The sequence below is a fragment of the Paenibacillus melissococcoides genome, from assembly GCA_944800085.1.
Classification (GTDB): domain Bacteria; phylum Bacillota; class Bacilli; order Paenibacillales; family Paenibacillaceae; genus Paenibacillus_B; species Paenibacillus_B melissococcoides.
Genome location: CALYLO010000004.1, coordinates 370,918 through 395,469, shown reverse-complemented (window position 1 = coordinate 395,469; position 24,552 = coordinate 370,918). Strand labels below are relative to the sequence as shown.

The window sequence follows — 24,552 nt, the reverse complement described above, 5'->3', positions numbered from 1 at the left end:
CCGGTCCGCTTAGCTAGCATCGGCATCAATGCGATGCCGGCCATCAGCACCACATTCAGGCTGTTCACGAGCGGAACAAGATCTTCTCGGCCAAGATTGTATTTTAGGGCGTGTATGCAAACCTTAAGCCAACCAGATCATGGAAGAGGCCAGCTTTAAGAAGGCAACAAAAGTACAGGCCAATTTATCGTACCGAGTTGCCAGCCGACGATTATGTTTGAGTTTGTTGAACAGGCATTCGACCAGATGACGCTCTTTATACAACCACCAGTCGGTTGTACGTTGGATCGTGCGATTCTTCTTACTGGGAATGACGGAATGGGCCAGTTTCTCTTCCAAAAGCGCAATGATTTTATCGGTATCGTATCCGCGATCCGCCAAAACATGTTTACCTTGTATGTCTTGGGTTTGCAGGATCTCATAACCCGTTACACAATCATTGATGTTGCCTGCGGTTACTTCGAAGCGTAGCGGATTGCCAAGGCCGTCTACAACGGCATGAATCTTGCTGGTTAATCCTCCGCGTGATCGTCCGATGGCTTGGAATTGCTGCCCCCTTTTGCCCCCGCGCCGTGTTGGTGAACACGAACGATGGAAGCATCGAGCATAACACTTTCGTCATCGGGATTGGCAGCCAGAACGTCTAGCATTCGATCAAAGATGCCTGCTTTCTCCCAGCGGCGGAAACGACTGTAGACACTGCTCCAGGAGCCATAATGCTCTGGCAAGTCTCGCCAAGGCGCACCAGAACGAATCACCCAAAGCATGGCATTGAACATTTTTCGGTTATCGATTGCCGGACGTCCACCCTGTGGTTTCCGTTCCGGTGGCAAGAGGTCTTTGAGTCGTTCCCATTGGTCATCTCGTATCTCATATCGTCTTCTCATAGGATAAGTTTACCAGATATTTGGCTATTTCGATAGTTTGCGTACACGCCCTAGGAAAAAGACGGTCGATCGCCCCTTGCTCGTGAATGCGATCCAAAAGAACACGTTCAGGAAGAGCAGCAGCCACCATAGCACATTGCCCTTCAACGCCTTGAGACTTTCCTTGAACGGGACGACCTGGCTGCCATTGGCCGTCTGCACCCGCTCGCGCGTATTCGCGAACATGATGAAGAACAAGACGACGGCAACCGAGGCGAAGAGCATCATCATCGTCCACAAAAACCCTAGCTGCTGATCGCCTTGGCCCGGCTACCAACGGCAGCGTGCCGATGCTGACAACAAGCCCTCCCAGTTGGCCGAGAATCATCCTCACGGAATTGACAGCCGTCCGTTCCTGCGAATAGACGTCATACTCGGCAAGAGCGAGGTTAGCGGCAGGTTGATTCCCGCATACAAAATGCCAAGTGTAATATACGCAATATAAGCGCATACAATTTTGCCGGTATCTCCGATATCCGGTGTCATGAACATCAGCATGGCTTAGTGTTAAGCGGATGAGAGAGATTCCTTCGCTTGAAAGGGAGAATGCGCTCGTTAACGAACATGTTTCAGTTCCCTCAACACCGAAGCAGGCAGCACAGAAAAGAGACACACTTTTATGAAAAGCGTAGAAAACATTATCACTTGAAATCTCTTGTGAATAAGTCGACGAAATTGCCCTCATCCCTTCTTGGCGTCAGCATTCTTTTGGCTGCGCCAGCCTAGGAAATTGAAGCGGGTTGCCAGCACTACCAAGCCCGTAATCAAGGATGTGCTGGGCGTCGATATCTCATCCTACTCGCAAGAGTACAATAAAAGACTGGGCGAATACCAATTCAGCAGCAAGGGCAAAAGCACCGTCAGAGTCAAACTGGCTTCACAAGGGCATGTGTATGATATTCATTTGGGTTCTGTCACGTAAGCCACAGTCAAATAGAGTCTGATTTCTGACCTGATGGTAGGGCAAGTCTTCACCGCCATATGAACAACCCTCAACACAGGACTGACTCAAACTAATGGTTAATGAGTGTTAAGGTATGGGGATAAGGTTGTACGTATTAGACCTTGCCTGAGGAGCTGTGTCTTGGGGAATGGAATGCCCCCGATATCGGTCGGGGGCGAAATAATAACGCCAGGCTCTTCGGGCGTGAGGCGCTTATTTTGTATTATAAGGTTCCCCGGTAATCGCCTCATACTGCTCCTGTGTTATCTTGCCGAACTCGCAGAACTTCCCGACATACATCGGGTCATTCGGATCCAATTTATAAATTCTCATGTCGTAGTACCGCTTAATCGTTATAAACCAATCCATAGTTAAAGTACTCCTTTCTCCGTCAATTTCTGCACCAACACCTCATGGTTCTGCGTTATTTGCCGATTCTTCGCTTCAAATTCAGCATTTTGCAGGAGTAACGCCGCCGTATCCATCGCCTGCTGTTCACCGCGGGTTTCCATCTCAGCCATTTGAAGGAGCAGTCTTGCGTTTTCCTTCTGTAACAACTCTAATTCACTCGGTTGCCTCTCCGGATTTAGCGCGTCGATTTCCTCCTGCGTGAGGCCATGCTTCCAGTAGCTCGGCCCATCCACAGGTTGTGGCGGAACGGGATGCGGCTTGTCGCTTTCTGGGTAATGCTCGGCCAGGGCAGCCATGTATTCGGAGTATGCGGCCTCATATGCCTTCTGCTCCTCCCTGTAGCCATCGACATCAAATATAGGCTGATACAGTCCATCTGGCATTGTTATGGATATGGTATAACCTATGAGTTCTTCACCCTCATATCTTTCAGAAACCATATCCCCGTTAGCAAACATCGTCGCACGTAAGAACTTGCCATCGATGTCTACAATACTTGAAGAGAACATTACAACACCTCCAATCTGTCATACTCGATTACAAGGCCGTCAAAACTAACATATTTTAAGGCGGAGCCTGCATTTATATTCATGTTGCCGTTTGGTGTCAGATTTACCTGGATATTATTCACATTATCACTTCCACTCCATGTTGCCACTTTCTCCCAAACCCCTTCCGAGGTGTTAATTGGGAGGGAGAACATTGTAGTCTTTGTTGCCGTCCCGTCCTGTAGCAAACCTCTAAGATAAAGTTTGTTACCCACCACTCTAAAACAGCATTTCTTTTTTGGGTAGTGTACCCAACCATTGAGAGGAGTTACAAATATCCATCCGGTGTCTCTTTCCCTTATATCTAAAGTTTCTACCACTGATAGCCGCTGGTCAATCGAACCTACATCTTGTACCAAATCAGATACAGTACCAGGCAGATTCTTGGCGATGGTGCCCGGTATAGTTGAAGGTAGTGTCGGGTCTAACATTGTGTAAGTAGCAAAGTAAATCGCAGTTGGGTCAAACTGCGTCTTACGTTCCTCTGGAATTTTTACTTTTTCAAATCCTTGTGAATTGGAGTTCGCTAGTTTCTCCCAAGACGGATCAAAGTTCTTGTTACGGTACATATAGTAAATATGTTTTGGTGAGTATCTTAAACAACTTTCGGGTCTCGTTTTATCCGCAACATACCAACCATAGCCTGATATATAAGCAGGATTCGCCCGTTCTCTCAGCACAATACCGCTGCCGACCTCGACCATGTTCGAGCCAGCACACAACGTTGCGCCCATTTCGTAGTTGTAGACAGGTTCGACAGTTGGCTGGGCCTTTAGGTATTGGAGACGATAGGGGTGATTAAAAGTGCCGACTGAGTCCACTCCGGCTGGATATGTTGGCGTATTATATTCAACCCAATCCTCCCTACTTAAGCTATGTGACGCATTGACGGTACACATAGAGATTTTGTACCACACTTTCCCTCCTTCTCCATTGTAGAGAACTGTGCGGGGTTGCCCTACTATGCCCATCTTCCATCCCAAGAAATATGCCTTTATCTCGTCAACTGTTGGAGAGTAATCCGGCCCCCATCCGCTGTCTGTATGAGATATTTGCATATGAACATCAGATGTACCTACTACGAATTGGTCAGCATCAGTAGCTGGTTGACCATAAACAGTGCGAGAAAGCATTTTTCCATCGTATTTAACAAGGATTCCCTCATCTTTTACAGCAATATCTTTGAGAATACACACAACAGTTCTATGTCCCACGCCTGAGAGAAAAGAAGAAACTCCTTCGATTAAATCCAAAGTAACCCTTCCCCACTTCTCCAACACATATGGCAGCCCATCGTCTCCTATATAGAGGGTGTCGGGATTGCTGCCATCTATTGGATTCGCTACTAGTTCCGTTTCGAAAGCGAGCATTGAACGTTGCTGCGGAACGAAGTTCTTCGTTTCACGACCGACGGTGAGTATTGGGTTGCGGAATGTATACATTCCGGGACCTAGCAAGACATTACTGAAAAAGAATCGTACGACCGTATTACTTCCAGAATTAAACGTGACTGTCTCTTCGCGCGTGTATGGAGCTACAGCGGTCTTTGAATCAGGCAGGAATACACCTATCCATCCATTATGCTCTGCAGAGAATGTATAATCAGTATTTGGTAACAACGTCATCTCTTTGTAAGTTGATTCATAATTGCCTGCAGCTTTAATCAATGCTGTGTAAGGCCCTGTTATCACAAATGAAGGCGGGGAATACCAGCCATCATAAAATGGCGGTAGCAAATTCCCAGCCGTTACAATCGCATACGGGTTCTTGATATTTGTCATAGAGTCAACATATGGATACCGCTCCGCAACCTGTTCAGGTGTCATGCTTCCGATTGCGTTATACTCAGCTTCGGTAATTTCGTAGAGTCGCGCAGAATCCATATATCCGTAACAATTTGTTTCTCCGGTAATAAGGACATGAAAATTAGATGTTATATCTTCAGAAGGTGATAAACGAATATGAACCGGAGTAAACTTCGAGACATCGGTAGCCAATGTACTATTGATATGATTAAAATTCAAACAGAGCTCGGCAGCATTGCTGTTTTTCAAATCAACCAATGCCACATAATACTTACCAGCTTTAAGTGAAATTTTTTGAATATGGACAAGTCCAGAGCCGGTAACCCCAGTAAATGAAACCTTCATCCCAAATAATCCCGATGTTTTATTTGTCGAATCAAGAATATGAGATGTAAAAGAATCAGCCCAGAGACTCACATCTTCGCATCCTCCAGCACGCCCCAACAAATTCACCAACGTCCGCCCCTTCACCTCCCCCATCCGGAACGGCGTGTCGTTCTCGACCTCTACCACCTGGAGGCCGGGGTTTAGCGTTAGCGGCTGGTAGGCAGGAACATGGGCGTCCTTCAGGCCCTGCTCGATGCGGTTCATGTCCTTCTCGGTGACGAGGTCGTCGTATTTCCAGTCGGTCTTTGCCTCGTATGGCATCTAGGCCACCTCCTTGATTGCGATTGGATGCTTGATGAGCGTATCGGTTGTAAGCGGAATGTATACCGGATTCGAGGTCAGAACCGTTCCGGCTTCATCCTGCAGTTCAATCAGCGTCACGGTCTCCGCCGCGCTGGCAGGGATGATGTATTCCATCAGCACTTCCTGCTCCGATACATCCTTGATCTGAAAATCCGTAATTTCCACGGATTGGTTCAGCACGACCTTGGCGATTCTACGGTTGACGTGCTGCGCCATTTCCTGCAATAAAATAGAACTAATCATTTCAATACGACCTCCTGTCCCCGTTCGGCAAACGGCGTCCGTCCCAGTCTCCAGCCCGTCGACAGCTTCGTCCGGCGGTTAAGCGGGGTACGGCTCAAATGCTCCTGAACCTCGATCCGCTCCGACAAGGATGTAGCCTGCCGATACAAGAGATTGGCCGGCTTCATGAAGCGCACCGTATGCTCCACTTCCTTGAAAATCGCCGCGTCGGTCAGCTTCGCCCGAACGGTAAGCTCGAAGCGGCCGACGTCGAGCTCCACCTTGGCCCGGTCAACGCCAAGCAGGAAGTCGAGCCGCTCCTGCAAGTACCGCACCGTGAACGGCGGCTTGGTGGAGTAACGGTTCATGACCCGTTTTTTCCGGAAATCCAACGATTCCTGTGCCGGGTCAGCCTGGATGCCGAGTTGTTCTTCCCTCCGCTTCAGTGATGCCTCGCTGGCCGTAAGCACAAATTGATCGTTCAGCCATTTCTCGGCCCCTGCCGCTACGCCCTTAAGCTCCGAATCGACGGTCTCTCCCAGCCATTCGAATTCGCGAATGCCCTCATAATAGGGAGGCAAATAGGAGCAATAGTTACGCTCCATGGAGCTTCACCTCCCGCAGCACAGGCACTTCCTCCTCGGCGAGCTCCAGATTGGCCGCGGTTCCGTTCAGCGTCGTGCCGCTCACATCCGCAACCCCCGGCACAGTGAGTATCCGGGCTTCCATCTGGCTGATGCGCACGATCAGCTTCTCCTGGTCCTTCCACGACTCCCGCAGCAGATGCATATATTGCTGCAGCACCTGTTCGACGTCGCCCTGCACTTGGCCAAGCGTCATTCCCTTGTCGAGCTGCAGCGTCGTCTCGACCTGCACCTCCACGGGACGCACAGCCGCGATCGTTACCTGATGCCCGATGGGAGCGAAGCCTCCGCCCAGTCCGGCAGCCGCCTTCGGATCAGTCTGTTCCTGAACCTCGGCAATCAGCTCCGCCGACGGAACTTGATAATCTGAGGAGATGAGCGTACACTTGACGGTTCCGCCCCCTTGCCAGGCCGGGAATACCTTCACTCCGCCTACGCCCGGCATCACGGTGAGCTTCGTTCGATAGTCGGACACATTGCCTCCGAACGGCTGCTCGTTCATCGCTTCAAGATAGCGAGCGCGCAGCGCGTCATCGGATTCCGTGTCCTCCCCGGGAACGAGAATGTCCCCCAATTCCGCCCGGGCCAACCCGGCGATATAGTCGATCGGCGTCAGTTCCCCATAGAGCCGGTTGCCGTCCGCTCCCTCCGTCTCGCAAGTCAGCTCTCTTTCCCCAGGGGTCAGCGATGCCGTTACCCGCCATGTCAAATCTTCGATCGCAAAACGGCTGCCGATCGGCACGCTCTTCGGCGAGCCGTCCGCAGCGTAAAATCTCCCTCGCCGCTTGGCGGCGACAGCGGGCAAGCGGCGCACGCCGAACTCAGCCGTGCGGCGCTCCAGATAAGCGCCTGTAGCCGTATCGGCATAGGATAGCTCACGGTTCAGGCTCATCTCTTGATACCACTGCGCCATTTCGGCCGCGACCGGCGCGAGCGCATCGTAGATGATGCTGCCTTCCCGCTTGTCCACCTCATTGGGAACCCGCTCCAGCATGCGCGCCAAAATATCCTCATAGCGCGGGGTGTCCTGCAAGCGCGCTTGTCCTCCAACTCCATTATCCATTGACGGTCACCTCCTTCATCGTCTGCACCGTCCCTTCCGTCGTCTCCACCATGAAGCTGACCAGCATGGCATCCTCCGCCGATTGGAATTCGAATGCGGTCACGCTCCGCACCCGGTCATCCTGCATCAGCGCTTCGGTAATCGCCCGTTCTAATTCAGATTGAACGAAGCCCGCGCCATATCCAAGATTCGCTCTCAGCTCGGTTCCGTAATTCGGACTATAGATGAGATGCTCATACCGTTCCGTCTGCAGCAGCTTGTCGATCGCCTGCTTCATCGCATCCAGGCCATCAGTTATGCCTGCAACCCTGCCCGCTCCGCGATCAATTCGGTACGTCCGTGTCGGCTGGCTGGCCTCGGCAACCTCAAAAGTATCTTCCATATCCAACAGCACTTGTGGAATCACATGCCCACCACCCTGTCGATGGCAATATACATCTGGCCGCCTTGCGCGCGGGCGAGCAGCACCTTGTCACCGGCCTTCAACCCATGCCGGATGACGGCCTCCTCCGTGCCGATCCTTACCTTATACTCGGTCAACTGCTCGGTTAAGGCGATGGCGCTGGCGGGAAGCGTAAACCGCTGATCCACCTGAATGCGGAGCGGAGCGGCGCTCAGCACCTCGCCGAACAGCAGCGAGACCGGACTGGAAGCCTCGACGGCGCCCACTCCGGCTTTTTTGATAATATCCAGCATCCCCATATCTAGATCACCTTCAATGTTAGTGACATTTTATGTCCCGAACCGTCCCAGTCGTGGGAGCATTCATCGATGAGCATATATTGCTGAATCTGTTGTTCGGGCAAATAAAGAGGGATGTACATTCCGGCCCGAATGCGCACATCCCCTACGGCGTCTACTTTTAATGTTTTTTTCTCGCGGTTGTGAAGCTTCATATAGGATGCGAGAAGCTCCTTGATTTGGGCGTCATTCATGCCCTCTTCGAGTTTGTCGGACAACTGCAGCCTTCCCCATCTCGCGATGTTCGCGCTGTCTTGTATAATGAACGTCTCGCGCTTGCCCGACGCCTTGTTGTCGCGGAACAGCTTCACGCGGTTGTAGGTCTCATCGTCAATCGACCGCTTGTGCGAGAATCCCCGCATCTGGCTTTCTTCGCCGATAATGATATCGGTTGTCCACGTTTTCGCATCCCGCAGCGTCAGCTTGCCGAAGTCGTCATAAAATATGAAAATATTGCGCGTCGCAATCAGCGTCTTGTCCAGCGCGCGGCAGATAATATCGAGCAGCTTCTTGTTATCCTCCATCACGAGGGGAATGACATGCTTCGTGTCGGCCAGATCGCCGATCTTCAGTTCGCAGTCCTTCGCTATTCGCTTGATGAGATCCGTGGCCGTCACATTTTCGAGCACATACGTATCGTTCGTTAGCAAGTACCGGATCTGGTCATAGGCGGTCAGCTTCACCTTATCGTCCTCACCGGTCTCGATGGTGAACACATATCCGTAAAACACCGGCTTGCCGTCGATCCTCACCCGCACGACATCGCCATTGTTGACAGTAAATTTCCGGCTCTGGAACAGCGCTCCGGATACATAAGTCAAGGACATCTTAGCCGGCTTGCCGGAACGGGACGTCGACCAGGTCATATCGGTAACCAGCTCGGAAATATCCCACATCGTCTTATTGCGGTTATCAATAATGACTTCGATCATGCCTGCACCTCCTACCGCAGCCGCAGCTTCCGGCCTTGTTCCAGATCCTTGACTTCATCGCTCCGAAGGCCGTTCAGGCGCTGAATCTCAACAGCCTTGCTCTCATCATTGAAAAATCGTTTGGCTACCGCCCATAGCGATTCGCCGGGGCCAAGCGTATAGGTGGAAGGAATCATGCGTTCATCCGGCCGCTCCGGAGGGGCCTTCTGGATCGTGACGATGCTGTTCGTATTCGCGGACTTCGTCATTTTATGCGCATGGAAAAAGCGATATTCCTTCAAACCGAGCTCATAATCGATATCCCCGACACTGCCGGACGACTCCGACCATGTGAACTTCTCGATGACCATCGCCAGATTGATGCGCATGGAAGGCGAGGTCAGCACGAACCGGATCGGGCGCTGCCGCTTCATCCAGCCGCGCAGCATCTCGACATAGTCCTTCGGCTGGAGCAGCCGCTCAGGAGGGACATGAACATATGGGGCCGGCCCTGCGGGGAACAGGCTGCTGAATTGCAGCTCGGCCAGCTTCATCGGCTGAATCGCGTTCACCTCGCCCAGTCCGATAATGTCGAACGAGGACAGATTCCCGGATTCGCTTACCTGAAGCTGCGGCGGGTTGACGGGCAGCTCCATCACCTGCTCCTGATTGTTGATGCTCAGAAAAATGCGGTACTCATTCATCAGCCGTACACCCCTTCCGCCGTAGAGACGAACTCTTCCTCCAGCTTCTGTTCGATCCGGTTGATGAGCGTATCGAAGTCAAAGCCTTGGTGGATGTCGCCCGTGGAAACCTGCACCGTCGGGGTCAGCGTCACGAAGTTCTGAATGCTGTCCATTTCCGCCAGCTCCCGCATCATCATCAGCTTCTCATCGGAAATGTCGACCTCGCCTTCAACCTTGCCGATTTTGCCGACTTCTCCTACCTTCGAGATTTGCGGCGCATTCATGCCCGTGCTGATCGGCTTGAACTGGTCTGTTCCTGTTGGGCCGGGATCGGCTGCCTTCTTCATCAAATCGCTTGTGAAGCCACTATTTTTAGTTATGAAATCCTGACCCTTTTGAAACGCATCCGCTATGTTAGGGCTTGCTGAACAATCATTTTTCAAAGGTTTTACAAGGATTTCTGGACTCTAACTCGAAATAAAATGCAAGGAAAATGCGAATTTCTTGCAAAAAATCGTGCACGTGGAGTGAGCCGACATGTATCGTAGAACCGAAAGCCAGCTTCAGTTGTTCGAAGATTTCTACTTGCCGTTTGGCGGTAAATTAAATAAGGAGAACCGTTGGGTTCAACTGGCCGCTATCATCCCGTGGTGGCGGGCAGAAGAATTCTACGCGAAGTCGTTCAAGAAATCAATGCGCGGTCAGATCCCTTTGTCTGTTCGTATGGCTTTGGGAGCGCTGTACATTCAGGAACGTATGCAGCTCGATGATCGAGAGACGGTCCAGCAGATCGCCGAAAATCCGTACTACCAGTACTTCCTTGGGCTGCGGCGTTCCAAGATAAGCCTCCGTTCCATCACTCGCTGTTGACCCATTTCCGCAAGCGATTGGGTGCGGATGTCATTGGACAAATCAACGATTGGATTTTGGAAGAGGACGCAGAGCGAAAGAAGCAGGAACAAAACAAGAGCGATCCTCAAGATCCTCCAGGCAGCGGCCATGGCTCTGATGGAACATCCGTTAATGAAGACGGCAAAAGCAAAGAGAAACCATGCAACAAAGGCACCTTGATGCTCGACGCGACCTGCGCACCGGCCGACATCTCGTATCCGACCGATTTGAAATTATTGAACGAGGCGCGGGAAAAACTCGAAGCGATCATCGATGTTCTGCACGAGCCTTTCGTCGGGAAGGCCAAGAAACCGAGAACGTATCGTCAAACCGCCCGCAAACGCTACCTCGAGATCGCCAAGAAACGGCGAACGGGTGCCAAAGCCATCCGGAAAGCGGTTGGCAAACAGCTTCGTTATGTTTCGCGTAATCTTGGCATCATCGAAATGCTGGCAGCGAAAAGCAGCTTGAATCAACTGGGTTCGCAGCAGTATCGGCAATTGCTCGTCATTTCCGAGCTGTATCGTCAACAGCAAGAGATGTACGACAAACGGACACACTCGGTGGAAGATCGAATCGTCAGTCTTTCCCAACCGCATGTACGGCCGATTGTCCGCGGGAAAGTGAATGCTCCCGTCGAGTTTGGAGCAAAGCTGGCGATCAGTCTGGTGGACGGTTACGCTCGGATGGAGAAGCTGTCCTGGGATAACTTCAACGAAAGCATGACACTGAAAGCTTCCGTGGAGTCGTTCGTCCAGCGATATGGGTGTTATCCGGAAGCCATTCTAGCCGACCAAATCTACCGAAATCGGGAGAACCTTCGCTATTGTAAGGAGCATGGAATCCGTTTGAGTGGTCCAAACTTAGGGCGTCCGAAGAAAGAAGCGGAACCCGATCGGAACCAGGCCAGACAGGATGCTTCAATGCGTAACGCAATCGAAGGAAAATTCGGAGAAGGCAAACGCTCCTACGGACTGGGGCGTATTCGAGCACGCCTTCGAGAGACAAGCGAAACGGTCATTGCCCTGCAACTGCTTGTTATGAATCTCGAACGCAAGCTGCGCGTTCTCTTTTTGCCGATTTTCAGACTGCTGCTGAATCTGTGCCGTCAGCCTCTGTGGCCTAAAAGGCAATATGTTCAGCAAGCCCTATGTTAGTCTGCTCCATGCGGTAGTCTGAAAGATCAACCAAATCATCCCCGTCCGCTGTGGGCTTCATTTTTTCTACCCAATCCGTGCTCCACTCGTTAACTGTCTCAAATGTGGAGCCAGTTAATTTATTTATAAAAGTAATGACCTTGTTGATGCCGCGAATGATCGAATTAATCGCGTTAAAAGAAAACTCTACAATGTCTTTAAACAAATCGTAGTATAGTTTTTTTACTGCATAAATGGGGTTTTTGAATATATTTGCAAAGAACTCCCCAAATGCCACTATACGATTCCATGCAAAGGCAATGACATTCATGATTGATGCGCCGAGAGCAAAAAAGTAGCCTATAATAGCACCAATTATGGTTCCTGTAGAAACACCGAAATAATTCAATATTTCCAATATTATTAAAATCGCCCCTATAATCGCAAAAATCGGCCAAGCCGCAATCAGCCACTGAACGAGCCAGATCGCAGCGACCGTGGCAACAACGATGCCGATGGCAACGAGGGCATTTTCGACCAGGCTCCAGTTTTCCAGCAGAAAGCCCACGACCGTTTCCGTGATGGATCCAAGCAAGCTTAATCCGCCATGAATCGCTTCGAAAAAGCCGTTGAACCGCCCTTCCTCAAATGCCTGATTCAATAATTGCAGCACCGGACCGAACGCCGTCATTGCCGTTTCCCCCATCAAAGCCAGCATGCCCTGGAAGCGATTGACGGCAAGCTCCCATTGCTTCACTGGACTTTCCATCAAAAGAGCAAGAGATTCCTGGCTCATCCCGGCCTTGGTCATCAGTTCATCGAAGGCTTCCAGGAAACCGTCCAGATTCCCGGTCTGGCCGAAGGACTCCATTTTTTTCTGAAGCTCCTCATTGATCGGCAGATTCAACTGCCCAAGCAGGCCGTCCGCCTTCCCGAAGTAAGCCTCCTTCATCGAGCCTGCAAGTCCGGCGGCATTTTCATTCGGCCGGAAGGCGGCCAGGCGCTGTACTATTTCATTCATTTTGGTGACGTCATTGGCATTTTTCGAAATCGACGTCAGCACAAGCCCCGACTCCAACGACTGGTTCACATCTCGCCCCGACTTGAGCGCTTGGGACCTCATGGCTTCGAAAACAGCCGCTCCCTGCTGCGCATTCCCATATTGAGCCTGGTAGCGGGAACGGAAATCTTCCGCCGCAGCCGCATTCTGAATCGCTTGGGTGCCCATCGTCTGGAGCGCGTTCAATAAGGGAAGGGCCGCGTTTTTCATTTTCTGCCCAACCGTTATCTTTTCTTCTTCCTTGCCCTTCTTCTTTTGCTGTTCCTTGCCTTCCTCATCTGTGGGCCCTCCTGCTTCCACTGCGGAGGCGCCAGCTGCTTCAACCGCTTTAGTGAAGCTGTGGGCCGCATCGCTCCATTCCTTGCCCGCGTGCGCAGCAAGCTGCTTCCATGACTCTGTCATCGAATGAAATGACTTCTTAACGACTTCATCAATCGAAGCCATGATTCTCAGATGCGTCATCCCCATCATTTTCAGCATCGGGTTGAATTCGAAGCTCCAATTGTTACGCATGCGGTTGACACGCTGGGGGAGCACGACAGGGGCCGGCGGCTGTGGCGGCTTGAAGATGATAAGCTGTTTCTCGTTCATGAACTCTCCTCCTTTCCCCGGCAGACGCCAAGCCTTCCCCTCTACTTCCTCATTGGGTAAAGAGAAGGCTCTGCCATCTGCGGTTGTTCTACCGCTTCTTCATCTTGCGCTGCGCGCGGCGTTCCTCCTCCACGCGGATGTCGATCATCGCATAGATGGCTGCCCGCTCGCGCTCGGGCAGAGCGAGCAGCTCATGCGGCAGAATGCGAAGCTTGTGGAGGGCGTAATAGGCATAGTTCGCTTCCCCGTCGCCCTCCCGGATTAGTTTTTTACTTCATCAATGAGTTCGTTCATGTCCTGATTGAAGCCATTCAGTTCCTGAACCTCTTGCAGCAGCGCCGCATATTCTCCCGGCAGGAGCATCTTGCGAAGCAGCGCTTCCGCGCCCATGACGCCATACGATTGCTGGAGCTCCGAGTTTTTCAGATCCGGAAAGACGACGCTCGCCACGATCAGCTTCGCCGTATATTCATTGAAATCAATCTCCGGCGTCACGGCGCCTCCCTTGCCCTTCTTCTGTTTGGTCGCGGCCTTGCGGCACTGCTCGTTCTCGACCTCGCTGATGCTGCGAAGCTGCCACGGCACCGGCTCACCCTGTTCATCCTTGAAGCGGGCAGAGACGACATAAGCCGTCTCCGTATTCGCCTCCGCATTTTGGGCCAAAAAATATCGCAATGAACTCATCGCTGCTTTCACCTCGCATGTTATTTATAATTATGAAATGCTATTGAAGTTATTTAAAATATCAACGTCGTCAAACGTAAACTCGACTTCCTCTTCCAGCACGTCGCTCTCCGTATCCAGCTTCGCCATGACGACACTGTTCAGATTGACGTTCTTCAAGCAGACCGTCTGCGTGCCAATCGAAGACATCGGATCTTCATTTGTAATCTGGATAATGAAGTTCGTGTCTTTGCCATTCTTGATATATTCAAGCATCATATTGCGGAAAAGCGGCGTCATATAGTAGATCGTCATGCTGCCGGTTCCTGTCCAGCCCGCTGCCTTATGCTGCACGCTGCGGCTGCCGAGCACCTTGACTTCCGCTTTCTGCTTCTCGATCTTCGCCTCCAGCGTCTTTACATAGAACATTTCCTCGTTTTTACCGTCAATTTGGGCAAATGCCCGGCCTTCGCGGCCCGAAATCGTATCCTTTGCCTGCAACAATGCCATGTTACTTCACCTTCACTTTCATATAAATTTTCTCTACGGCGTCAACGGGCTGCACCGCTAACTGAATAACGATACTGTCGCTCGTATCGCCAGGCGTGACCTGTACATCGGTCTGCGCATCAAATGGCTGAATCGCGGACAAGCGCACGAGCTGATCAAGGTAAGCGATGCATTCGCCGCGGAACAGCTGGCGGCCGTCGCCATTGTTGTTTACTTTGCCGACATAGGACGTCTCGAACAATTGCTTCATATCGTTGGCAATGCCGTCAAGCACCCGAACGACCCGGTTTTTGGAGAAAACGCGGCCCTTATCCGGAGTATGAGACGTAAAGCTGTTGATGTCCTGCTCGACGACCGCACGCCCCCGTTGATGGACAAATACGAATTCGCCCGCCTCCAGCGCGGCTTCGACCTGGCGGTTCGTCAGCCGCACATCCGCGTCGATCGCATCTTCATAAGTCGAATAGGTGAGCGACTCATTCATTGCCGCCGCAGCCGTAGCGGCAGCCACCCACACGCACGCTTCGGCTGAGCCGAGCACGGTGCCGTCCGCCAGCTTGACTCCGTTCTTCACGCTGATGACGCCTTCGCTGTCTGCCAGCGGATAGTTAGGCAGCACCGCCTGTATCTTTTTCCCTTCTTCCTCGCGCATCCGCTTGATGAAGGCGGTATAGACAGAAGCGAGCGTCTTGTCCTCCGACGGCAGGGCCACCGTATGGAAATCCTGCACCGCCAGCGCATCAAGGAAGTTCATATGGTCTTCATTTGTCGCCGCGCCGTCCTCGCCCCCAGTCAGCGGCAAGCCCGCGATCGCCTCCAGCGAGCCGCTGCCTTCGAATTCCACCCAAGCGTTGGCCTTGAGTTCCTCTGCCTGGGCGACGGTCTGAAGATCAACCTCGCGACCCGCGACCTTTGTAATGACATCCATCTTCGTATCGTCAAGGACGTTCGGACGCACGACGAGTACGATGTCGTTCCCGCGAACGCCGCCGCAGCGGGCAAACGCCTTCCATTCTTTATGCGTTGCCTGCGCCTTGGTGCCTTCGTTCAACCGGTACAACAGCACCGTCTTGGCCCGCTTGAAGGCCTCACGCACCAGCAGCAGCGCCTTGTCGGTAACCTCATAACCGAGAAGCTCGAAAGTCGCTTCCCCGGCCGGCAGTTCCAGCACCTGACGGGCTGGTCCCCAGCTCAGCTTCAGGGGCAGAGCCACAACCCCGCGCTCTCCCATCGTCCCCATCGGGCCCGCTTCCGAATCGAAGCGCACATATACGCCCGGTCTTACTTTGTTCTGCGTCATCCATGTTCCTCCAGCCATCACAATACCTCCTGAATCATAAATTGTTGCAACAGCGCAGCAACCTGCGCCTTCGTATACATGCCGTCCTCGCGGAGCAGCGCATGCAGCATGTCCCGCTCCCGTCCGCTGTCCGCCTTCGCTTCCAGCCATTGCGCCTTCGTGTAAGCCGTCTCTTGCCCATCAATGCTCATCTTGAATCCGCCCCTCCTGCTTCATTGCTTCCATCTTGCTGCCCGGCTCCCGATCCCGCAGCAGCGTGAGCGCATACTGCACCCGGAAGCGCAGTAGATGATCCGGGTACTCGTGGCCCATCTCGGCGCCGCGGCAGCGCATCGTCCCGAAATCGACGAGCTCCAGCGCATCATACAACGCATCGGCGACCTCGTCGGGATGCGGCCGCTCTCCGGCCTCTCCCGGCACGTAGTCGACCTCCACCTGCCACGCTGCCGCATAGCGGCGCTCCCCTGTGCGCTGCCTGCTGCCGCTTCGAATACGGACGGCGCAATACGGCGCCGTCGCATCCGCTGCCCCTTCGGCATCCAGCACCGGCATACCGGGGAAAATCTCCCCAAGCCGCCGGATCACGCCTGCCCGAATCTCGGCACTGTGCACGTTTTCTCCCCCTTTGTCTTCCGGCGTACGTTTCCCGTAAAGCAGCCACTGCATCTTCGCCAAAACAAAGACCATCCGGCACTCTTAACCGAATGGTCTCTATTCATGGCTTGCCCCCGTCCCGCGTTAGCCGCGGGTCCAATGGCACACCACTTCACGCTATTATCTTATCACCGGAAGCCGCCCGTCTGCGTGCCACCATCCGGCCAACGAGCGGACAAGCGGCAGGCCAGCGACAGAATGGCCGGTGCCACGGCATGTTGGCAGATTCCAAACAGTCGTTCACTTCCAGCTCAGGGAGTTTCATTGCACCAACTCATTCATGCCGATAAAAAACGCCCGTAACGGAGTCCGCAACGAGCGTCGGTTCAATCTAACGACCGGAGAGATCAATTATATACTGCTTCTTGATAACACGCCTTCTTGCCGCTACTCCGCATACACTTCCAGCCCGAGCAGGAAGGCCAGTTCCATTACCCCGCGCGCCTTTATGCGGCGGAAAGTGCGCTCGCTTACGTTCATTTCATGGCAGAGCAAATAATCCGGCGTGCTGTTCTGCGGGCTGAGATAACAGCGCTCGATCACGCCCCGCTCCGCCTCGCCTAAATGTTCAATCGCTTTCGTTACATTATCATGGACAGTCTTCATGTATTGCTCCCGCTCCAGGTTGTGGACGGCGACTTCCTCGACCGGCTTCCCGACCTTGTGCGTCGCGCCGTGATAACGGGGAATATAAGCCAGCGTCGTCCGCATCTCCCACCGAACCGCTCCGGCTTTGCGGTACAGCTTCGCCACAGCCAACACCGATTCTACCCGCTTGCGCGTCTCTGCCCGATTAATGGTTGCCAACATCCTGAACCACTCCCCAATACGTTATTTATAATATAAAAGAAATATAAAAAAACTTTAAAAAGTTATTAAAAACAACAATCAGAAAATAACGAGGGTTCATGCTGCCTGTCTAAACAAACCATCCCAAATCCCCTCAACCTCTGAAAAAGACCTCTTTCGTTATTTACAATAACGGTTTATACTAAAAGAAATTTATTTTCAGCAACATGAATCAAGCTATTGAGAACAAACGTTCGCAATGTTATACTGCAAGCATACCATACCGCCGAAGTGAGCGTCAATAATGAATTGATGCTCATATATTAAAGGACGAGGGTGATAACGATGACTGGCAAGAACAGAGAAGTGATGGGTTCACGAATCAAGCAGCTCCGCTTGAAGCACGGCCTCTCCCAGGATGACGTCGCCCATGCGCTCGGCATGAAGCGCGCCAATGTGGCCAATTATGAAGCGGGACGCACGACGCCGCCGAGCGATATTATCGGTCGCCTGGCCGATATGCTGCACACCTCTGCCGACTATCTGCTCGGGCGGACGGACAACCCGCTCGCGCTGCATGCGGCGGGCACGATACCGGAATGGGCCACTGCCAAGGATAAACGCGATTTCCGCAAAATGCTGGAGGAAGATCCGGAGGTGATGTTCGATGGCGTGCCGATGGACGAAGACGACCGCGAACGGGTCATTCAAGTGCTGGAAGCCTTGTTCTGGGATGCGAAGAAGAGGAACAAACGGAAGCCGAAGCGAACGGAATGAACATTCGAACCTTGAAACCGCGGGGTGCATGGCATGGATGTTGAGAACATCGTAAGCAAGCTGATTCGGAAATACAAAACGAACTGTCCTTTTCAACTGGCGCAGCGGCTGAACATAATCGTCAAGCAGGCGCGGCTCGGCAATTCGACGCGCGGCTTCTATTACCGCAAGCTGCGCCGACGCTATATCGTGATCAATACCGATCTGCCGTTCGAGTGGCAGCGCTTCGTCTGCGCGCATGAGCTTGCCCACGACCGGCTCCATACGGGAACCGGCCATTTCTTCATCGAGCGGAACACGCTGTTCTCCGTCGGCAAATTCGAGCGGCAGGCGAACGAGTTCGCGCTCCGGCTGCTCCTGGACAGCACCGAGGCGCTGCCCGGCGACACGAAGGAGAGCTACTGCATGCGGCATGGCATTCCGCTTGATGTCGCGAAGTTCCTTCCTGACGGCGACGCGAATGACATTGAGCGGGAGCATGACGCAGCCCTCTAGGCCAAAAAATCAGAAACCGGTACGAATGCCGTGGCCTTTTATAGGTGAATCCCATAAAATGTGGCATCTGATGATTAGGTATGTGCCGGGCGAGCGGAGCCAGTATTCTCCGCCCCCATGCCGCAACTATATGAGAGAGGTGATTCCCTTACATGAAGGCGCTGGTTACCGGTGTCTCCGGGTTTGTCGGAAGCCATATGGCGGAATATTTGCTGGATCGGGGCGTTGAGGTCGTCGGAACGATCCGCAACCGGAGCCGGATGGAGCATATCCGCCATATCGAATCCATGATTCATCTGGTCGAGTGCGAGCTGCGCGATCCGTTCTCGGTCGAAACGCTGCTGACGCAGGAAAAGCCGGATTTGATTTTCCATCTGGCGGCGCAGAGCTTTGTCCCGACCTCCTGGAATTCATTTGTGGATATATGATTACCTAGAAATAAGAACTCTGTATAACGAACAAAAAGAGCCGCTAAACAGCGGCTCCATTTAATTTCTGCTTCTGATGTTTTGAAAATCCGACTAATATTGCTGCGGCACAAGCGGAGTGGATGTCATCCATTACCTTCTCTGGGTCTTCATCGCCAATGCTGATGCAGATCGTGCCGTATTCGCCTTGAAGCTTCAGAATAGGTTCCTCCATCACTCTCACCTCGCTGCATTATATTGAGTATTTCTTGTCCTTTATGACGTCTTCCATCCAAATAAATAGCTTCTCTACCGCGGCATCCCTTCGTCTACGGTAAGTCGGATTCCCAATACCAAGTTGGTCATATACGTGATAATCACATATATAGTCCTTGTGCATATATCGCATATCAATTATTTCTCTTTCAGGCTCATCCAACATCCCAACTGCCTTTTCTACCGCTATAATAAGTTTTTTTCGCTGTTCCACAATCTCCACATCCCGTAAAACTGCATCTTCTACAGGCTTACTTATGGCGTTTGTATTCCCGTGGTACCTCGGTTCATAGGATGGTGTTATTTTCGTTTCTGGGGTAACAGAACCCATTCGTTCCAAGCGTTTGAATAATCGATACCGAGAAAAAAGGGCTTCTAATGCAGCACGCTTCTTTTTATCTGACATGCTCTCACCTCACTGTATTTGAATTGCCCCGGCGAACCGGGCGCGGTGCTGTCATTAGAACGGCAGATCGTCATCGCTTGCGAGCGGCGGGAGCTCATCGTCTGGAGCTGCTGCCAGCTGCTCTTCCTGCTTCTCGTCTTTATCCTGCTTGCGTGGCCGGCCGCGGCGCTTGCGCTCCTTGGCGATGTCAGCTACTTTGTCGGACGTCTCCCCCTGCTCGTGATCCTGTACTTCTGCCTGCTCTTGGGCTTCCTCCGCAGCAGCTGCCGCTGCCGCTTCTTCCAAAGTCATCTGGCCCTGGTCCACTTCAACGGTGCCATCCGGATTGACCGTGTATTGTACTCCTTCGTGATCGTCGTCGTAGAATTCATCGATCGACATCTGGGATGACTGCAGGGATAGCTCGACGTTCATCCCGGCCAGGCGGTACAACTCGACTGACGCCTTTTCGTTGTCGCCCTTGATATTGAATTTCAGGGCAGTTTTCTTTGAATCCCGCTGCAGCGTCGCGAACTCGGCCTGAATCTCGCCGGTTTTGAAGCTGGCAGCCTGCACGGAGAGAACCACGATTCCGCCCGCCATCTCAACGAGTTTTTGTGCCTGCGGTAACTCGTCCCCTTGCACTTGGAATACCAAAACTTCTTTCTTGTCATCCTTCTGCATTTTCTTAAAAAGAACGTTTAATTTGATCATCTTTCTACCTCCGTGATCTCTATTTACGAACTCTTATCCCACAATTCATATCCCGCAGTTCTTATCTCACAACTCTTATCTCACACTCATATCTCGCAAAGATGTAATTCAATCTCGACTTTCTATCCCAAAAAGTCACTTCATACTACAAACCTTACTTTTTTCAAGCGACACAATTAAGACAGGGAATCCACAGAGAAAGGGAGATTTCCATGTATAAGAAAAAAGTAAGCAGTGTTATGAAATTTGTTAGCAAAATTAGCGCGAAACTTGTTAGGAAAATTATTGCGAAGCTTGTTCAGTTTTTATTTTTTTATGCAATCGAGAGGATCCTAGACTTCCTGCTTAATTACTTCTTTGGAATCTAAGATCTCGTAGCCTCTCGGACTTCTCGGGAGGCTACTTCTTTCTAGCAGCTCGTAGAGCTAATAAAGAGTTGTCCAATCTGGGCTGCCTCCACCGGATCCACAACACTTCACCAGGCCCTTATTAGTTGAAGTTGCCAATTCGATAGAATTATCTCTCTGCAATTGACTTTGGTAGTTAGGGAGTTGCATTTCAATTCACGAAACCAAGTCGAAAGGGAGATGTCTATGAAAACAAAACTTAAATTGTTGCTACTTGATTTATTAATCAGAAAAGACGTAGCAGGAGAATTGATTACGGATTTGATGATTCAATTTGCCACCTCAATCAGTTTTTTGGGGGTGGCTTTTTCTTTGCTCAAATTCCTGGTCTATTGGATGTTATGGGAGGGTTAGATCCCTCTCATCACTCCTTATGACGCTGCAGTGACCATAAAAATTCATTCGCATAGTCCGTACACACTGGAGCAGAGCGGCACATCTTCCCATTCCAGCGCTTTTATGAGGTCGTATTGCTGCCCGCCGTATGCCGTTTTTGACCACTCCACTACTTCGTGGATTCCGTCTCCAGTTCCGTTTGCGGTTGGGAAAAACGACGCTCCTTGACGCTTGCTCGCCATTTTGACGAGTTGTTCCCACTTCGCGATTCGCTCTATTTCGGCCGGGAATCGGCGGGCAATCTCAAACAACTCCGCCTTGTTGCAGTTAATGCACGGCATGCATCCGACCCGGCCCATGCCCAGCTTGTACAAAGGATTCGGCTCGATCCCATGCTTACGGTGTATCGCAAACACATCATCCACCGTCCAGCGGAGCAGCGGCCGGTATATCTCATATCCTTCCGGCGTGTTCTCTCGTTTCGGTAGCTTTGCTCGGGCCGTGCTTTCCTGCGCTCTCACTCCTTGCCAACTCACGACCTTATGCCCGGCCTCCAGCAACGGAAAGTATACTTGCTGTTCTGTCGGCCTTACCTTTAATTCGACGGTACAAAATCGGCGCCGCGTTGACGGAAAACGGCCTTTCCAAAGGCACAAGTCCAAAAATGGAATTCCGGTTGGATGCAGCACGCTTAGCGCTGTTTCGACCACTTTTGCCGCTTCCTTGTCCGACATGCCTTTTTGCTCTGGGTACCATCTCCAGTGACCAATCTCTATTTGCTGACTCGGATCATCCGGTTTTTCCGGGGGCTCTTCAGCAGCCTCTCGCTCTCCCACTGGTCCGATATAGTACCAGTGTCCGGGGACGTCGACAGTAAGCTTTTGGGGCCAATGCTTTTGTACATATTCACGCTTTCGTGCGATTTGCTCCGAGAAATCAGCTTTGATCCACCGAATGGGCCCGAGTTGCTTTTCAAGGTACTCGCCGTATTCATAAGTCAGTGGGTGCTCGTTACCCGTGTCGCAAAATACGGGCATAATCTCCACGCCTTGCTCAAGCGCATATAACCACATGGCCGTGCTGTCTTTCCCGAAGGAGATGTTCATGACGTTTCTTGTCTGGCTCACTTCGTCCCCTCCCCAGAAAGCAGGCCCAACATGGAGAACGCCTGCAGCAGCTTCTCAAAGGCCCGGCTTCGAATCTTCATGTACGTAACCGCGCTGATCGACGGATCGAACGTGAATGAATAGACTTGCAAATCGGTGATCCTTTCCCGCTTCATGTATCGCTCACGAATGAGCAACTGCTCGTCCGGGTCGAGGTTCGAGACCACATCATCAATGGCTTGACACCAGCGGGCCTCTTCCGGAGTCTCGGCCAGGTTGATTTTGTTTATGAAGTTATGGAACCTGTATGTTTTGAAGACTCCCTCTATCGCCGTTTTCATTGCCTTTTGATCCATGGCTCTTCCTCCAAGATAGAAATCGATACATTGAACAAATGAGGTCTATTCCTTGTGGTGATGCTGGAACGTAGTTTGTTTCCCGTATTGTACAGCCCGGATACCAAACGATGATCGCGCTTGGAAATGGAGCCGGGTCTACTGCACCCTCAAACGTCAGCCGACCTTTCAGGAAAAAGATGTGTCCTAATGTCGCGAAGTCCTGGAACCACCTCGTATCCGTCCGGGCCGCCACCAGGCCGACCACTGTCGCGCCGTTCTGTGCTTCCTTCGCCGCCTTATTCATCCAAGCTGCTACCGCTCGGCCATACGGCGGGTTCATCCAGCAGACCCCCTCCCAGGGCTGGGCCAGGCCATCCGCATCTATGTCGAAATAGTTCGGGTGCTTGTGGTTGCCGGCATTTGCACAGACATCCACGGTGAAGCGAAATGCTTCATTGAGCTGGGCATACAGCCATAGTGGCGTTCCCCAATCGTCCCGCTTGCTGCTAAATAATGCTTCGTTCATCGTGCTCACCCCTCAGAATAAGATCGTATGTTCGATCATCCGGCCGCAGAGTGCCGCAGCCGGATGCATTTAACCGACTTATGCGCGTTTCTTTTTCTTTTCTGGATGAAGAATAGACATGATTACTTCCTGCTGATAGACCGGATAATTCTCAATCGGATAACCATTCTTGACCTTGTAAATAGCCTGAGCGATCTTCGCTAGAACAAAGGCATCAGCGATATTGTCAGTAACTGCATCGAAGCCCCAATGTTCATGAACGGATGCGATGACAAGTTTCTTAACCGTTTTACCATCCAGCCGCTTCTTGCTTCCTTTTTCGCCAATCCAGTTTGATACATTGACGAATTTCTTGAGCTGACCTGGCGTAGCCTCGATGTATTTCAGTCCTGCCCGGTCAACAGCCATCCGCGCAGCCCATCCGTTCCCGCTGGATACCTTGTTCGTATCCCTGGCATCGAGGGCGAATCCTTCGATGCATACCTCATCTTGCGAGCCAAGATGTAGATATATCTCATTTGCAAGGGATCGAATCTTTCTGACGGATGTTGACCCGGAACCGGTTATCTCCTTTGCCTTCAACACGCTGCCTGATGGATCGAGTGCTACAAACCCCGTTCGCGTTGCGGGATCGATTCCCACGAACCGCATCACAGTCTCCCTTCCGCGTGCAGCTGCCGCATGCGTTCGGCTGCCGCCGCCTTCTGTTCTTCCGTCATCTGCCGGCTGTTCGGCGCTGCGAAACGCACCTGCTTGCTGTCCAGTTCCCACTTCGCGGCGATGATGCGCATTTCTCCGTTCGAGGACACTTCTTCCTCTTTCCATGTCGGCTCGCCGGCAATCTTGTTCAACCGCTTGATATGCCCCGGAACGCATGTGTAGACGATCCATTTTCCGGTGTCATGAGAGTAGACGCATGTCGTCTCCATCTCCGTTCGAGTGTATCCCATGCAATCACCCCGTTTTGTCCGATTTTCCTTACTATTTAATAAGGGAATGTGTGTTGTTATGGCTTAATGGATGGATTGCCCTCCCGCAATGACCGTTGTCAATTTTCCTTGTTTCTGAATCACGTTTCCCGGAAAGAATGGCCCATCCGCGTTCCTCCGCGTATCTCTCCATTTTCTTCAGGTGGTCGGTATTCACTCTTTCGAAGACGTGGAAGGCCACCTTATCAACAGATTGTCCGGCGAGCGTTTCCTTTGCCCTGCTGCGTATCAAACCGGCGATCGCCTGCCCAACGTCATAATATTTCTCCAGGAGGCGAGAGACTTCCATATCCTTTGACTCGGCCTCATAGCTAAGTCTTTCGATTTCAAAATATAGCTGTGACCGTTGTTCAATTGGGCCGTATCCTTTCACCGGGTAATCAACAACCGGCAGCGCCACTACGATGTATTTCATTCCCCTGTACCTCCTGATTGCACAAATCTTCTTGCAAACCTTAACTGCTGCTTAATGTATGGATCCGATTCATCACCGCCCATTGCCAGCCAATCGCCAATACGTTGATTTATGTCTTTGAGGACTTTTTCAGGCAGCAAATGCGAAATCATCATGATTTCATGAAGAGGATTTTCCATGACTCTGCGTCCTCCTTA

Annotated in this window: 33 protein-coding genes and 2 pseudogenes; 5 read left to right on the top strand and 30 right to left on the bottom strand. The window is 51.9% G+C overall.

Translation table 11 applies throughout. The annotated features are described in order from the left end of the window. Window positions 1–123: 123 nt before the first annotated feature. The 13 genes from OCY70_RS16635 to OCY70_RS16575 all read right to left on the bottom strand — a co-directional run bounded on the left by OCY70_RS16635 (window position 124) and on the right by OCY70_RS16575 (window position 9,937). A protein-coding gene (locus OCY70_RS16635) for an IS5 family transposase (RefSeq protein ID WP_261944570.1) occupies window positions 124–887 on the bottom strand; the annotation gives its coding sequence in 2 pieces (ribosomal slippage) (window positions 124–566 and window positions 566–887; 765 coding nt in all). A 24-nt stretch (window positions 888–911) separates the two neighbouring features. After that, a complete protein-coding gene (locus tag OCY70_RS16630) occupies window positions 912–1,166 on the bottom strand; it encodes a hypothetical protein (protein WP_213431027.1) in 255 nt (84 codons plus the stop codon). Between the two features lie 916 nt (window positions 1,167–2,082). Further along, window positions 2,083–2,238 carry an XkdX family protein gene (locus OCY70_RS16625; protein WP_213431026.1) on the bottom strand — a complete coding sequence of 52 codons (156 nt, stop codon included), beginning with the start codon at window positions 2,236–2,238 and terminating at the stop codon, window positions 2,083–2,085. A gap of 2 nt (window positions 2,239–2,240) precedes the next feature. After that, the gene (locus OCY70_RS16620; protein ID WP_213431025.1) at window positions 2,241–2,789 is read right to left on the bottom strand and encodes a hypothetical protein; all 549 of its coding nucleotides are present in this window, start codon (window positions 2,787–2,789) and stop codon (window positions 2,241–2,243) included. Further along, the gene (locus OCY70_RS16615; RefSeq protein ID WP_213431024.1) at window positions 2,789–5,281 is read right to left on the bottom strand and encodes a hypothetical protein; all 2,493 of its coding nucleotides are present in this window, start codon (window positions 5,279–5,281) and stop codon (window positions 2,789–2,791) included. Before OCY70_RS16615 ends, OCY70_RS16620 begins: the two co-directional genes overlap by 1 nt. Continuing rightward, window positions 5,282–5,566, bottom strand: coding sequence for a ketopantoate hydroxymethyltransferase (locus tag OCY70_RS16610; RefSeq protein WP_213431023.1), 285 nt, complete (start codon window positions 5,564–5,566; stop codon window positions 5,282–5,284). Next, entirely contained in the window at window positions 5,563–6,150 is a 588-nt protein-coding gene (locus OCY70_RS16605) for a putative phage tail protein (RefSeq protein ID WP_213431022.1), read from the bottom strand. The genes OCY70_RS16610 and OCY70_RS16605 overlap by 4 nt, the downstream gene beginning before the upstream one ends. Then, on the bottom strand, window positions 6,140–7,252 hold the full coding sequence (locus OCY70_RS16600; protein WP_261948772.1) for a baseplate J/gp47 family protein: 1,113 nt from the start codon (window positions 7,250–7,252) through the stop codon (window positions 6,140–6,142). The genes OCY70_RS16605 and OCY70_RS16600 overlap by 11 nt, the downstream gene beginning before the upstream one ends. Then, window positions 7,245–7,658, bottom strand: coding sequence for a DUF2634 domain-containing protein (locus OCY70_RS16595; protein WP_197259527.1), 414 nt, complete (start codon window positions 7,656–7,658; stop codon window positions 7,245–7,247). Before OCY70_RS16595 ends, OCY70_RS16600 begins: the two co-directional genes overlap by 8 nt. After that, on the bottom strand, window positions 7,655–7,954 hold the full coding sequence (locus OCY70_RS16590; RefSeq protein ID WP_213431020.1) for a DUF2577 domain-containing protein: 300 nt from the start codon (window positions 7,952–7,954) through the stop codon (window positions 7,655–7,657). Before OCY70_RS16590 ends, OCY70_RS16595 begins: the two co-directional genes overlap by 4 nt. A 2-nt stretch (window positions 7,955–7,956) precedes the next feature. After that, complete coding sequence (locus OCY70_RS16585; protein WP_213431019.1) at window positions 7,957–8,925, bottom strand: XkdQ/YqbQ family protein; 969 nt, start codon at window positions 8,923–8,925, stop codon at window positions 7,957–7,959. Window positions 8,926–8,936: 11 nt separating this feature from the next. Next, entirely contained in the window at window positions 8,937–9,608 is a 672-nt protein-coding gene (locus OCY70_RS16580; protein ID WP_213431018.1) for a LysM peptidoglycan-binding domain-containing protein, read from the bottom strand. After that, window positions 9,608–9,937, bottom strand: a complete 330-nt coding sequence (locus OCY70_RS16575) for a hypothetical protein (RefSeq protein WP_249725615.1) — start codon at window positions 9,935–9,937, stop codon at window positions 9,608–9,610. The genes OCY70_RS16580 and OCY70_RS16575 overlap by 1 nt, the downstream gene beginning before the upstream one ends. Before the next feature lie 190 nt (window positions 9,938–10,127). Here OCY70_RS16575 and OCY70_RS16570 point away from each other — a divergent pair. Further along, window positions 10,128–11,638: pseudogene (locus tag OCY70_RS16570) on the top strand (IS5 family transposase). Here OCY70_RS16570 and OCY70_RS16565 read toward each other — a convergent pair. From OCY70_RS16565 to OCY70_RS16535, 7 genes are all read right to left on the bottom strand, one after another. After that, on the bottom strand, window positions 11,604–13,268 hold the full coding sequence (locus OCY70_RS16565; protein ID WP_213427737.1) for a hypothetical protein: 1,665 nt from the start codon (window positions 13,266–13,268) through the stop codon (window positions 11,604–11,606). The pseudogene OCY70_RS16570 and the gene OCY70_RS16565 sit on opposite strands and share 35 nt — an antisense overlap. Before the next feature lie 261 nt (window positions 13,269–13,529). Continuing rightward, the gene (locus OCY70_RS16560) at window positions 13,530–13,952 is read right to left on the bottom strand and encodes a phage tail assembly chaperone (protein ID WP_213427738.1); all 423 of its coding nucleotides are present in this window, start codon (window positions 13,950–13,952) and stop codon (window positions 13,530–13,532) included. A gap of 30 nt (window positions 13,953–13,982) precedes the next feature. Continuing rightward, on the bottom strand, window positions 13,983–14,441 hold the full coding sequence (locus OCY70_RS16555) for a phage tail tube protein (RefSeq protein ID WP_213427739.1): 459 nt from the start codon (window positions 14,439–14,441) through the stop codon (window positions 13,983–13,985). A gap of 1 nt (window position 14,442) precedes the next feature. After that, window positions 14,443–15,759: a phage tail sheath family protein gene (locus OCY70_RS16550; RefSeq protein ID WP_213427740.1), complete on the bottom strand. Its 1,317-nt coding sequence runs from the start codon at window positions 15,757–15,759 to the stop codon at window positions 14,443–14,445. Then, complete coding sequence (locus tag OCY70_RS16545; protein ID WP_213427741.1) at window positions 15,759–15,932, bottom strand: hypothetical protein; 174 nt, start codon at window positions 15,930–15,932, stop codon at window positions 15,759–15,761. The genes OCY70_RS16550 and OCY70_RS16545 overlap by 1 nt, the downstream gene beginning before the upstream one ends. Further along, window positions 15,922–16,407 (bottom strand): phage tail terminator family protein, encoded by a 486-nt coding sequence (locus tag OCY70_RS16540; RefSeq protein WP_249724919.1) that lies wholly within the window; start codon window positions 16,405–16,407, stop codon window positions 15,922–15,924. Before OCY70_RS16540 ends, OCY70_RS16545 begins: the two co-directional genes overlap by 11 nt. A 375-nt stretch (window positions 16,408–16,782) precedes the next feature. Beyond that, entirely contained in the window at window positions 16,783–17,205 is a 423-nt protein-coding gene (locus tag OCY70_RS16535; protein WP_213427742.1) for an ArpU family phage packaging/lysis transcriptional regulator, read from the bottom strand. Window positions 17,206–17,529: 324 nt separating this feature from the next. On the opposite strand from OCY70_RS16535, the gene OCY70_RS16530 reads away from it, so the two are divergent. The 3 genes and pseudogenes from OCY70_RS16530 to OCY70_RS16520 all read left to right on the top strand — a co-directional run. Next, window positions 17,530–17,961: a helix-turn-helix domain-containing protein gene (locus OCY70_RS16530; RefSeq protein WP_197259518.1), complete on the top strand. Its 432-nt coding sequence runs from the start codon at window positions 17,530–17,532 to the stop codon at window positions 17,959–17,961. Between the two features lie 33 nt (window positions 17,962–17,994). Next, window positions 17,995–18,456 (top strand): ImmA/IrrE family metallo-endopeptidase, encoded by a 462-nt coding sequence (locus OCY70_RS16525; protein ID WP_213427743.1) that lies wholly within the window; start codon window positions 17,995–17,997, stop codon window positions 18,454–18,456. A 152-nt stretch (window positions 18,457–18,608) separates the two neighbouring features. Beyond that, window positions 18,609–18,878 (top strand): annotated as a pseudogene (locus OCY70_RS16520) (GDP-mannose 4,6-dehydratase); the annotation flags it as partial. A gap of 49 nt (window positions 18,879–18,927) precedes the next feature. On the opposite strand, the gene OCY70_RS16515 reads toward OCY70_RS16520, so the two are convergent. The 3 genes from OCY70_RS16515 to OCY70_RS16505 are packed head-to-tail and all read right to left on the bottom strand — an operon-like array spanning window position 18,928 to window position 20,238. Next, window positions 18,928–19,098 (bottom strand): hypothetical protein, encoded by a 171-nt coding sequence (locus OCY70_RS16515; protein ID WP_213427744.1) that lies wholly within the window; start codon window positions 19,096–19,098, stop codon window positions 18,928–18,930. A gap of 18 nt (window positions 19,099–19,116) precedes the next feature. Further along, window positions 19,117–19,545 (bottom strand): ArpU family phage packaging/lysis transcriptional regulator, encoded by a 429-nt coding sequence (locus OCY70_RS16510; RefSeq protein WP_213427745.1) that lies wholly within the window; start codon window positions 19,543–19,545, stop codon window positions 19,117–19,119. 54 nt (window positions 19,546–19,599) lie between these two features. Then, window positions 19,600–20,238, bottom strand: coding sequence for a hypothetical protein (locus OCY70_RS16505; protein ID WP_213427746.1), 639 nt, complete (start codon window positions 20,236–20,238; stop codon window positions 19,600–19,602). 593 nt (window positions 20,239–20,831) lie between these two features. Between OCY70_RS16505 and OCY70_RS16500 the strand changes: the two genes are divergently transcribed. After that, entirely contained in the window at window positions 20,832–20,999 is a 168-nt protein-coding gene (locus OCY70_RS16500; protein ID WP_213427747.1) for a hypothetical protein, read from the top strand. 44 nt (window positions 21,000–21,043) lie between these two features. On the opposite strand, the gene OCY70_RS16495 is transcribed toward OCY70_RS16500, so the two are convergent. The 7 genes from OCY70_RS16495 to OCY70_RS16465 all read right to left on the bottom strand — a co-directional run bounded on the left by OCY70_RS16495 (window position 21,044) and on the right by OCY70_RS16465 (window position 24,534). Next, the gene (locus tag OCY70_RS16495; protein ID WP_213427748.1) at window positions 21,044–22,108 is read right to left on the bottom strand and encodes a phosphoadenosine phosphosulfate reductase domain-containing protein; all 1,065 of its coding nucleotides are present in this window, start codon (window positions 22,106–22,108) and stop codon (window positions 21,044–21,046) included. Further along, window positions 22,105–22,443 carry a hypothetical protein gene (locus OCY70_RS16490; RefSeq protein WP_213427749.1) on the bottom strand — a complete coding sequence of 113 codons (339 nt, stop codon included), beginning with the start codon at window positions 22,441–22,443 and terminating at the stop codon, window positions 22,105–22,107. Before OCY70_RS16490 ends, OCY70_RS16495 begins: the two co-directional genes overlap by 4 nt. Next, window positions 22,382–22,951 carry a DNA N-6-adenine-methyltransferase gene (locus OCY70_RS16485; RefSeq protein ID WP_213427750.1) on the bottom strand — a complete coding sequence of 190 codons (570 nt, stop codon included), beginning with the start codon at window positions 22,949–22,951 and terminating at the stop codon, window positions 22,382–22,384. The genes OCY70_RS16490 and OCY70_RS16485 overlap by 62 nt, the downstream gene beginning before the upstream one ends. Window positions 22,952–23,029: 78 nt before the next feature. Continuing rightward, a complete protein-coding gene (locus OCY70_RS16480; protein ID WP_213427751.1) occupies window positions 23,030–23,602 on the bottom strand; it encodes a hypothetical protein in 573 nt (190 codons plus the stop codon). Next, window positions 23,602–23,901: a hypothetical protein gene (locus OCY70_RS16475; RefSeq protein ID WP_213427752.1), complete on the bottom strand. Its 300-nt coding sequence runs from the start codon at window positions 23,899–23,901 to the stop codon at window positions 23,602–23,604. The genes OCY70_RS16480 and OCY70_RS16475 overlap by 1 nt, the downstream gene beginning before the upstream one ends. A 31-nt stretch (window positions 23,902–23,932) precedes the next feature. After that, window positions 23,933–24,355 carry a hypothetical protein gene (locus tag OCY70_RS16470; RefSeq protein WP_213427753.1) on the bottom strand — a complete coding sequence of 141 codons (423 nt, stop codon included), beginning with the start codon at window positions 24,353–24,355 and terminating at the stop codon, window positions 23,933–23,935. After that, window positions 24,352–24,534, bottom strand: a complete 183-nt coding sequence (locus tag OCY70_RS16465; RefSeq protein WP_133382356.1) for a DUF6877 family protein — start codon at window positions 24,532–24,534, stop codon at window positions 24,352–24,354. Before OCY70_RS16465 ends, OCY70_RS16470 begins: the two co-directional genes overlap by 4 nt. Window positions 24,535–24,552: the final 18 nt, after the last annotated feature.

What these genes read in the sequence shown, in the direction of transcription:
- OCY70_RS16625 (WP_213431026.1), bottom strand. Translation starts at nt 2,238, where the DNA reads ATGGATTGGTTTATAACGATTAAGCGGTACTACGACATGAGAATTTAT.
- OCY70_RS16620 (WP_213431025.1), bottom strand. Translation starts at nt 2,789, where the DNA reads ATGTTCTCTTCAAGTATTGTAGACATCGATGGCAAGTTCTTACGTGCG.
- OCY70_RS16615 (WP_213431024.1), bottom strand. Translation starts at nt 5,281, where the DNA reads ATGCCATACGAGGCAAAGACCGACTGGAAATACGACGACCTCGTCACC.
- OCY70_RS16610 (WP_213431023.1), bottom strand. Translation starts at nt 5,566, where the DNA reads ATGATTAGTTCTATTTTATTGCAGGAAATGGCGCAGCACGTCAACCGT.
- OCY70_RS16605 (WP_213431022.1), bottom strand. Translation starts at nt 6,150, where the DNA reads ATGGAGCGTAACTATTGCTCCTATTTGCCTCCCTATTATGAGGGCATT.
- OCY70_RS16600 (WP_261948772.1), bottom strand. Translation starts at nt 7,252, where the DNA reads ATGGATAATGGAGTTGGAGGACAAGCGCGCTTGCAGGACACCCCGCGC.
- OCY70_RS16590 (WP_213431020.1), bottom strand. Translation starts at nt 7,954, where the DNA reads ATGGGGATGCTGGATATTATCAAAAAAGCCGGAGTGGGCGCCGTCGAG.
- OCY70_RS16585 (WP_213431019.1), bottom strand. Translation starts at nt 8,925, where the DNA reads ATGATCGAAGTCATTATTGATAACCGCAATAAGACGATGTGGGATATT.
- OCY70_RS16580 (WP_213431018.1), bottom strand. Translation starts at nt 9,608, where the DNA reads ATGAATGAGTACCGCATTTTTCTGAGCATCAACAATCAGGAGCAGGTG.
- OCY70_RS16575 (WP_249725615.1), bottom strand. Translation starts at nt 9,937, where the DNA reads ATGAAGAAGGCAGCCGATCCCGGCCCAACAGGAACAGACCAGTTCAAG.
- OCY70_RS16565 (WP_213427737.1), bottom strand. Translation starts at nt 13,268, where the DNA reads ATGAACGAGAAACAGCTTATCATCTTCAAGCCGCCACAGCCGCCGGCC.
- OCY70_RS16560 (WP_213427738.1), bottom strand. Translation starts at nt 13,952, where the DNA reads ATGAGTTCATTGCGATATTTTTTGGCCCAAAATGCGGAGGCGAATACG.
- OCY70_RS16555 (WP_213427739.1), bottom strand. Translation starts at nt 14,441, where the DNA reads ATGGCATTGTTGCAGGCAAAGGATACGATTTCGGGCCGCGAAGGCCGG.
- OCY70_RS16550 (WP_213427740.1), bottom strand. Translation starts at nt 15,759, where the DNA reads ATGGCTGGAGGAACATGGATGACGCAGAACAAAGTAAGACCGGGCGTA.
- OCY70_RS16545 (WP_213427741.1), bottom strand. Translation starts at nt 15,932, where the DNA reads ATGAGCATTGATGGGCAAGAGACGGCTTACACGAAGGCGCAATGGCTG.
- OCY70_RS16540 (WP_249724919.1), bottom strand. Translation starts at nt 16,407, where the DNA reads ATGCAGTGGCTGCTTTACGGGAAACGTACGCCGGAAGACAAAGGGGGA.
- OCY70_RS16535 (WP_213427742.1), bottom strand. Translation starts at nt 17,205, where the DNA reads ATGTTGGCAACCATTAATCGGGCAGAGACGCGCAAGCGGGTAGAATCG.
- OCY70_RS16530 (WP_197259518.1), top strand. Translation starts at nt 17,530, where the DNA reads ATGACTGGCAAGAACAGAGAAGTGATGGGTTCACGAATCAAGCAGCTC.
- OCY70_RS16525 (WP_213427743.1), top strand. Translation starts at nt 17,995, where the DNA reads ATGGATGTTGAGAACATCGTAAGCAAGCTGATTCGGAAATACAAAACG.
- OCY70_RS16515 (WP_213427744.1), bottom strand. Translation starts at nt 19,098, where the DNA reads ATGGAGGAACCTATTCTGAAGCTTCAAGGCGAATACGGCACGATCTGC.
- OCY70_RS16510 (WP_213427745.1), bottom strand. Translation starts at nt 19,545, where the DNA reads ATGTCAGATAAAAAGAAGCGTGCTGCATTAGAAGCCCTTTTTTCTCGG.
- OCY70_RS16505 (WP_213427746.1), bottom strand. Translation starts at nt 20,238, where the DNA reads ATGATCAAATTAAACGTTCTTTTTAAGAAAATGCAGAAGGATGACAAG.
- OCY70_RS16500 (WP_213427747.1), top strand. Translation starts at nt 20,832, where the DNA reads ATGAAAACAAAACTTAAATTGTTGCTACTTGATTTATTAATCAGAAAA.
- OCY70_RS16490 (WP_213427749.1), bottom strand. Translation starts at nt 22,443, where the DNA reads ATGGATCAAAAGGCAATGAAAACGGCGATAGAGGGAGTCTTCAAAACA.
- OCY70_RS16485 (WP_213427750.1), bottom strand. Translation starts at nt 22,951, where the DNA reads ATGAACGAAGCATTATTTAGCAGCAAGCGGGACGATTGGGGAACGCCA.
- OCY70_RS16480 (WP_213427751.1), bottom strand. Translation starts at nt 23,602, where the DNA reads ATGCGGTTCGTGGGAATCGATCCCGCAACGCGAACGGGGTTTGTAGCA.
- OCY70_RS16475 (WP_213427752.1), bottom strand. Translation starts at nt 23,901, where the DNA reads ATGGGATACACTCGAACGGAGATGGAGACGACATGCGTCTACTCTCAT.
- OCY70_RS16470 (WP_213427753.1), bottom strand. Translation starts at nt 24,355, where the DNA reads ATGAAATACATCGTAGTGGCGCTGCCGGTTGTTGATTACCCGGTGAAA.
- OCY70_RS16465 (WP_133382356.1), bottom strand. Translation starts at nt 24,534, where the DNA reads ATGGAAAATCCTCTTCATGAAATCATGATGATTTCGCATTTGCTGCCT.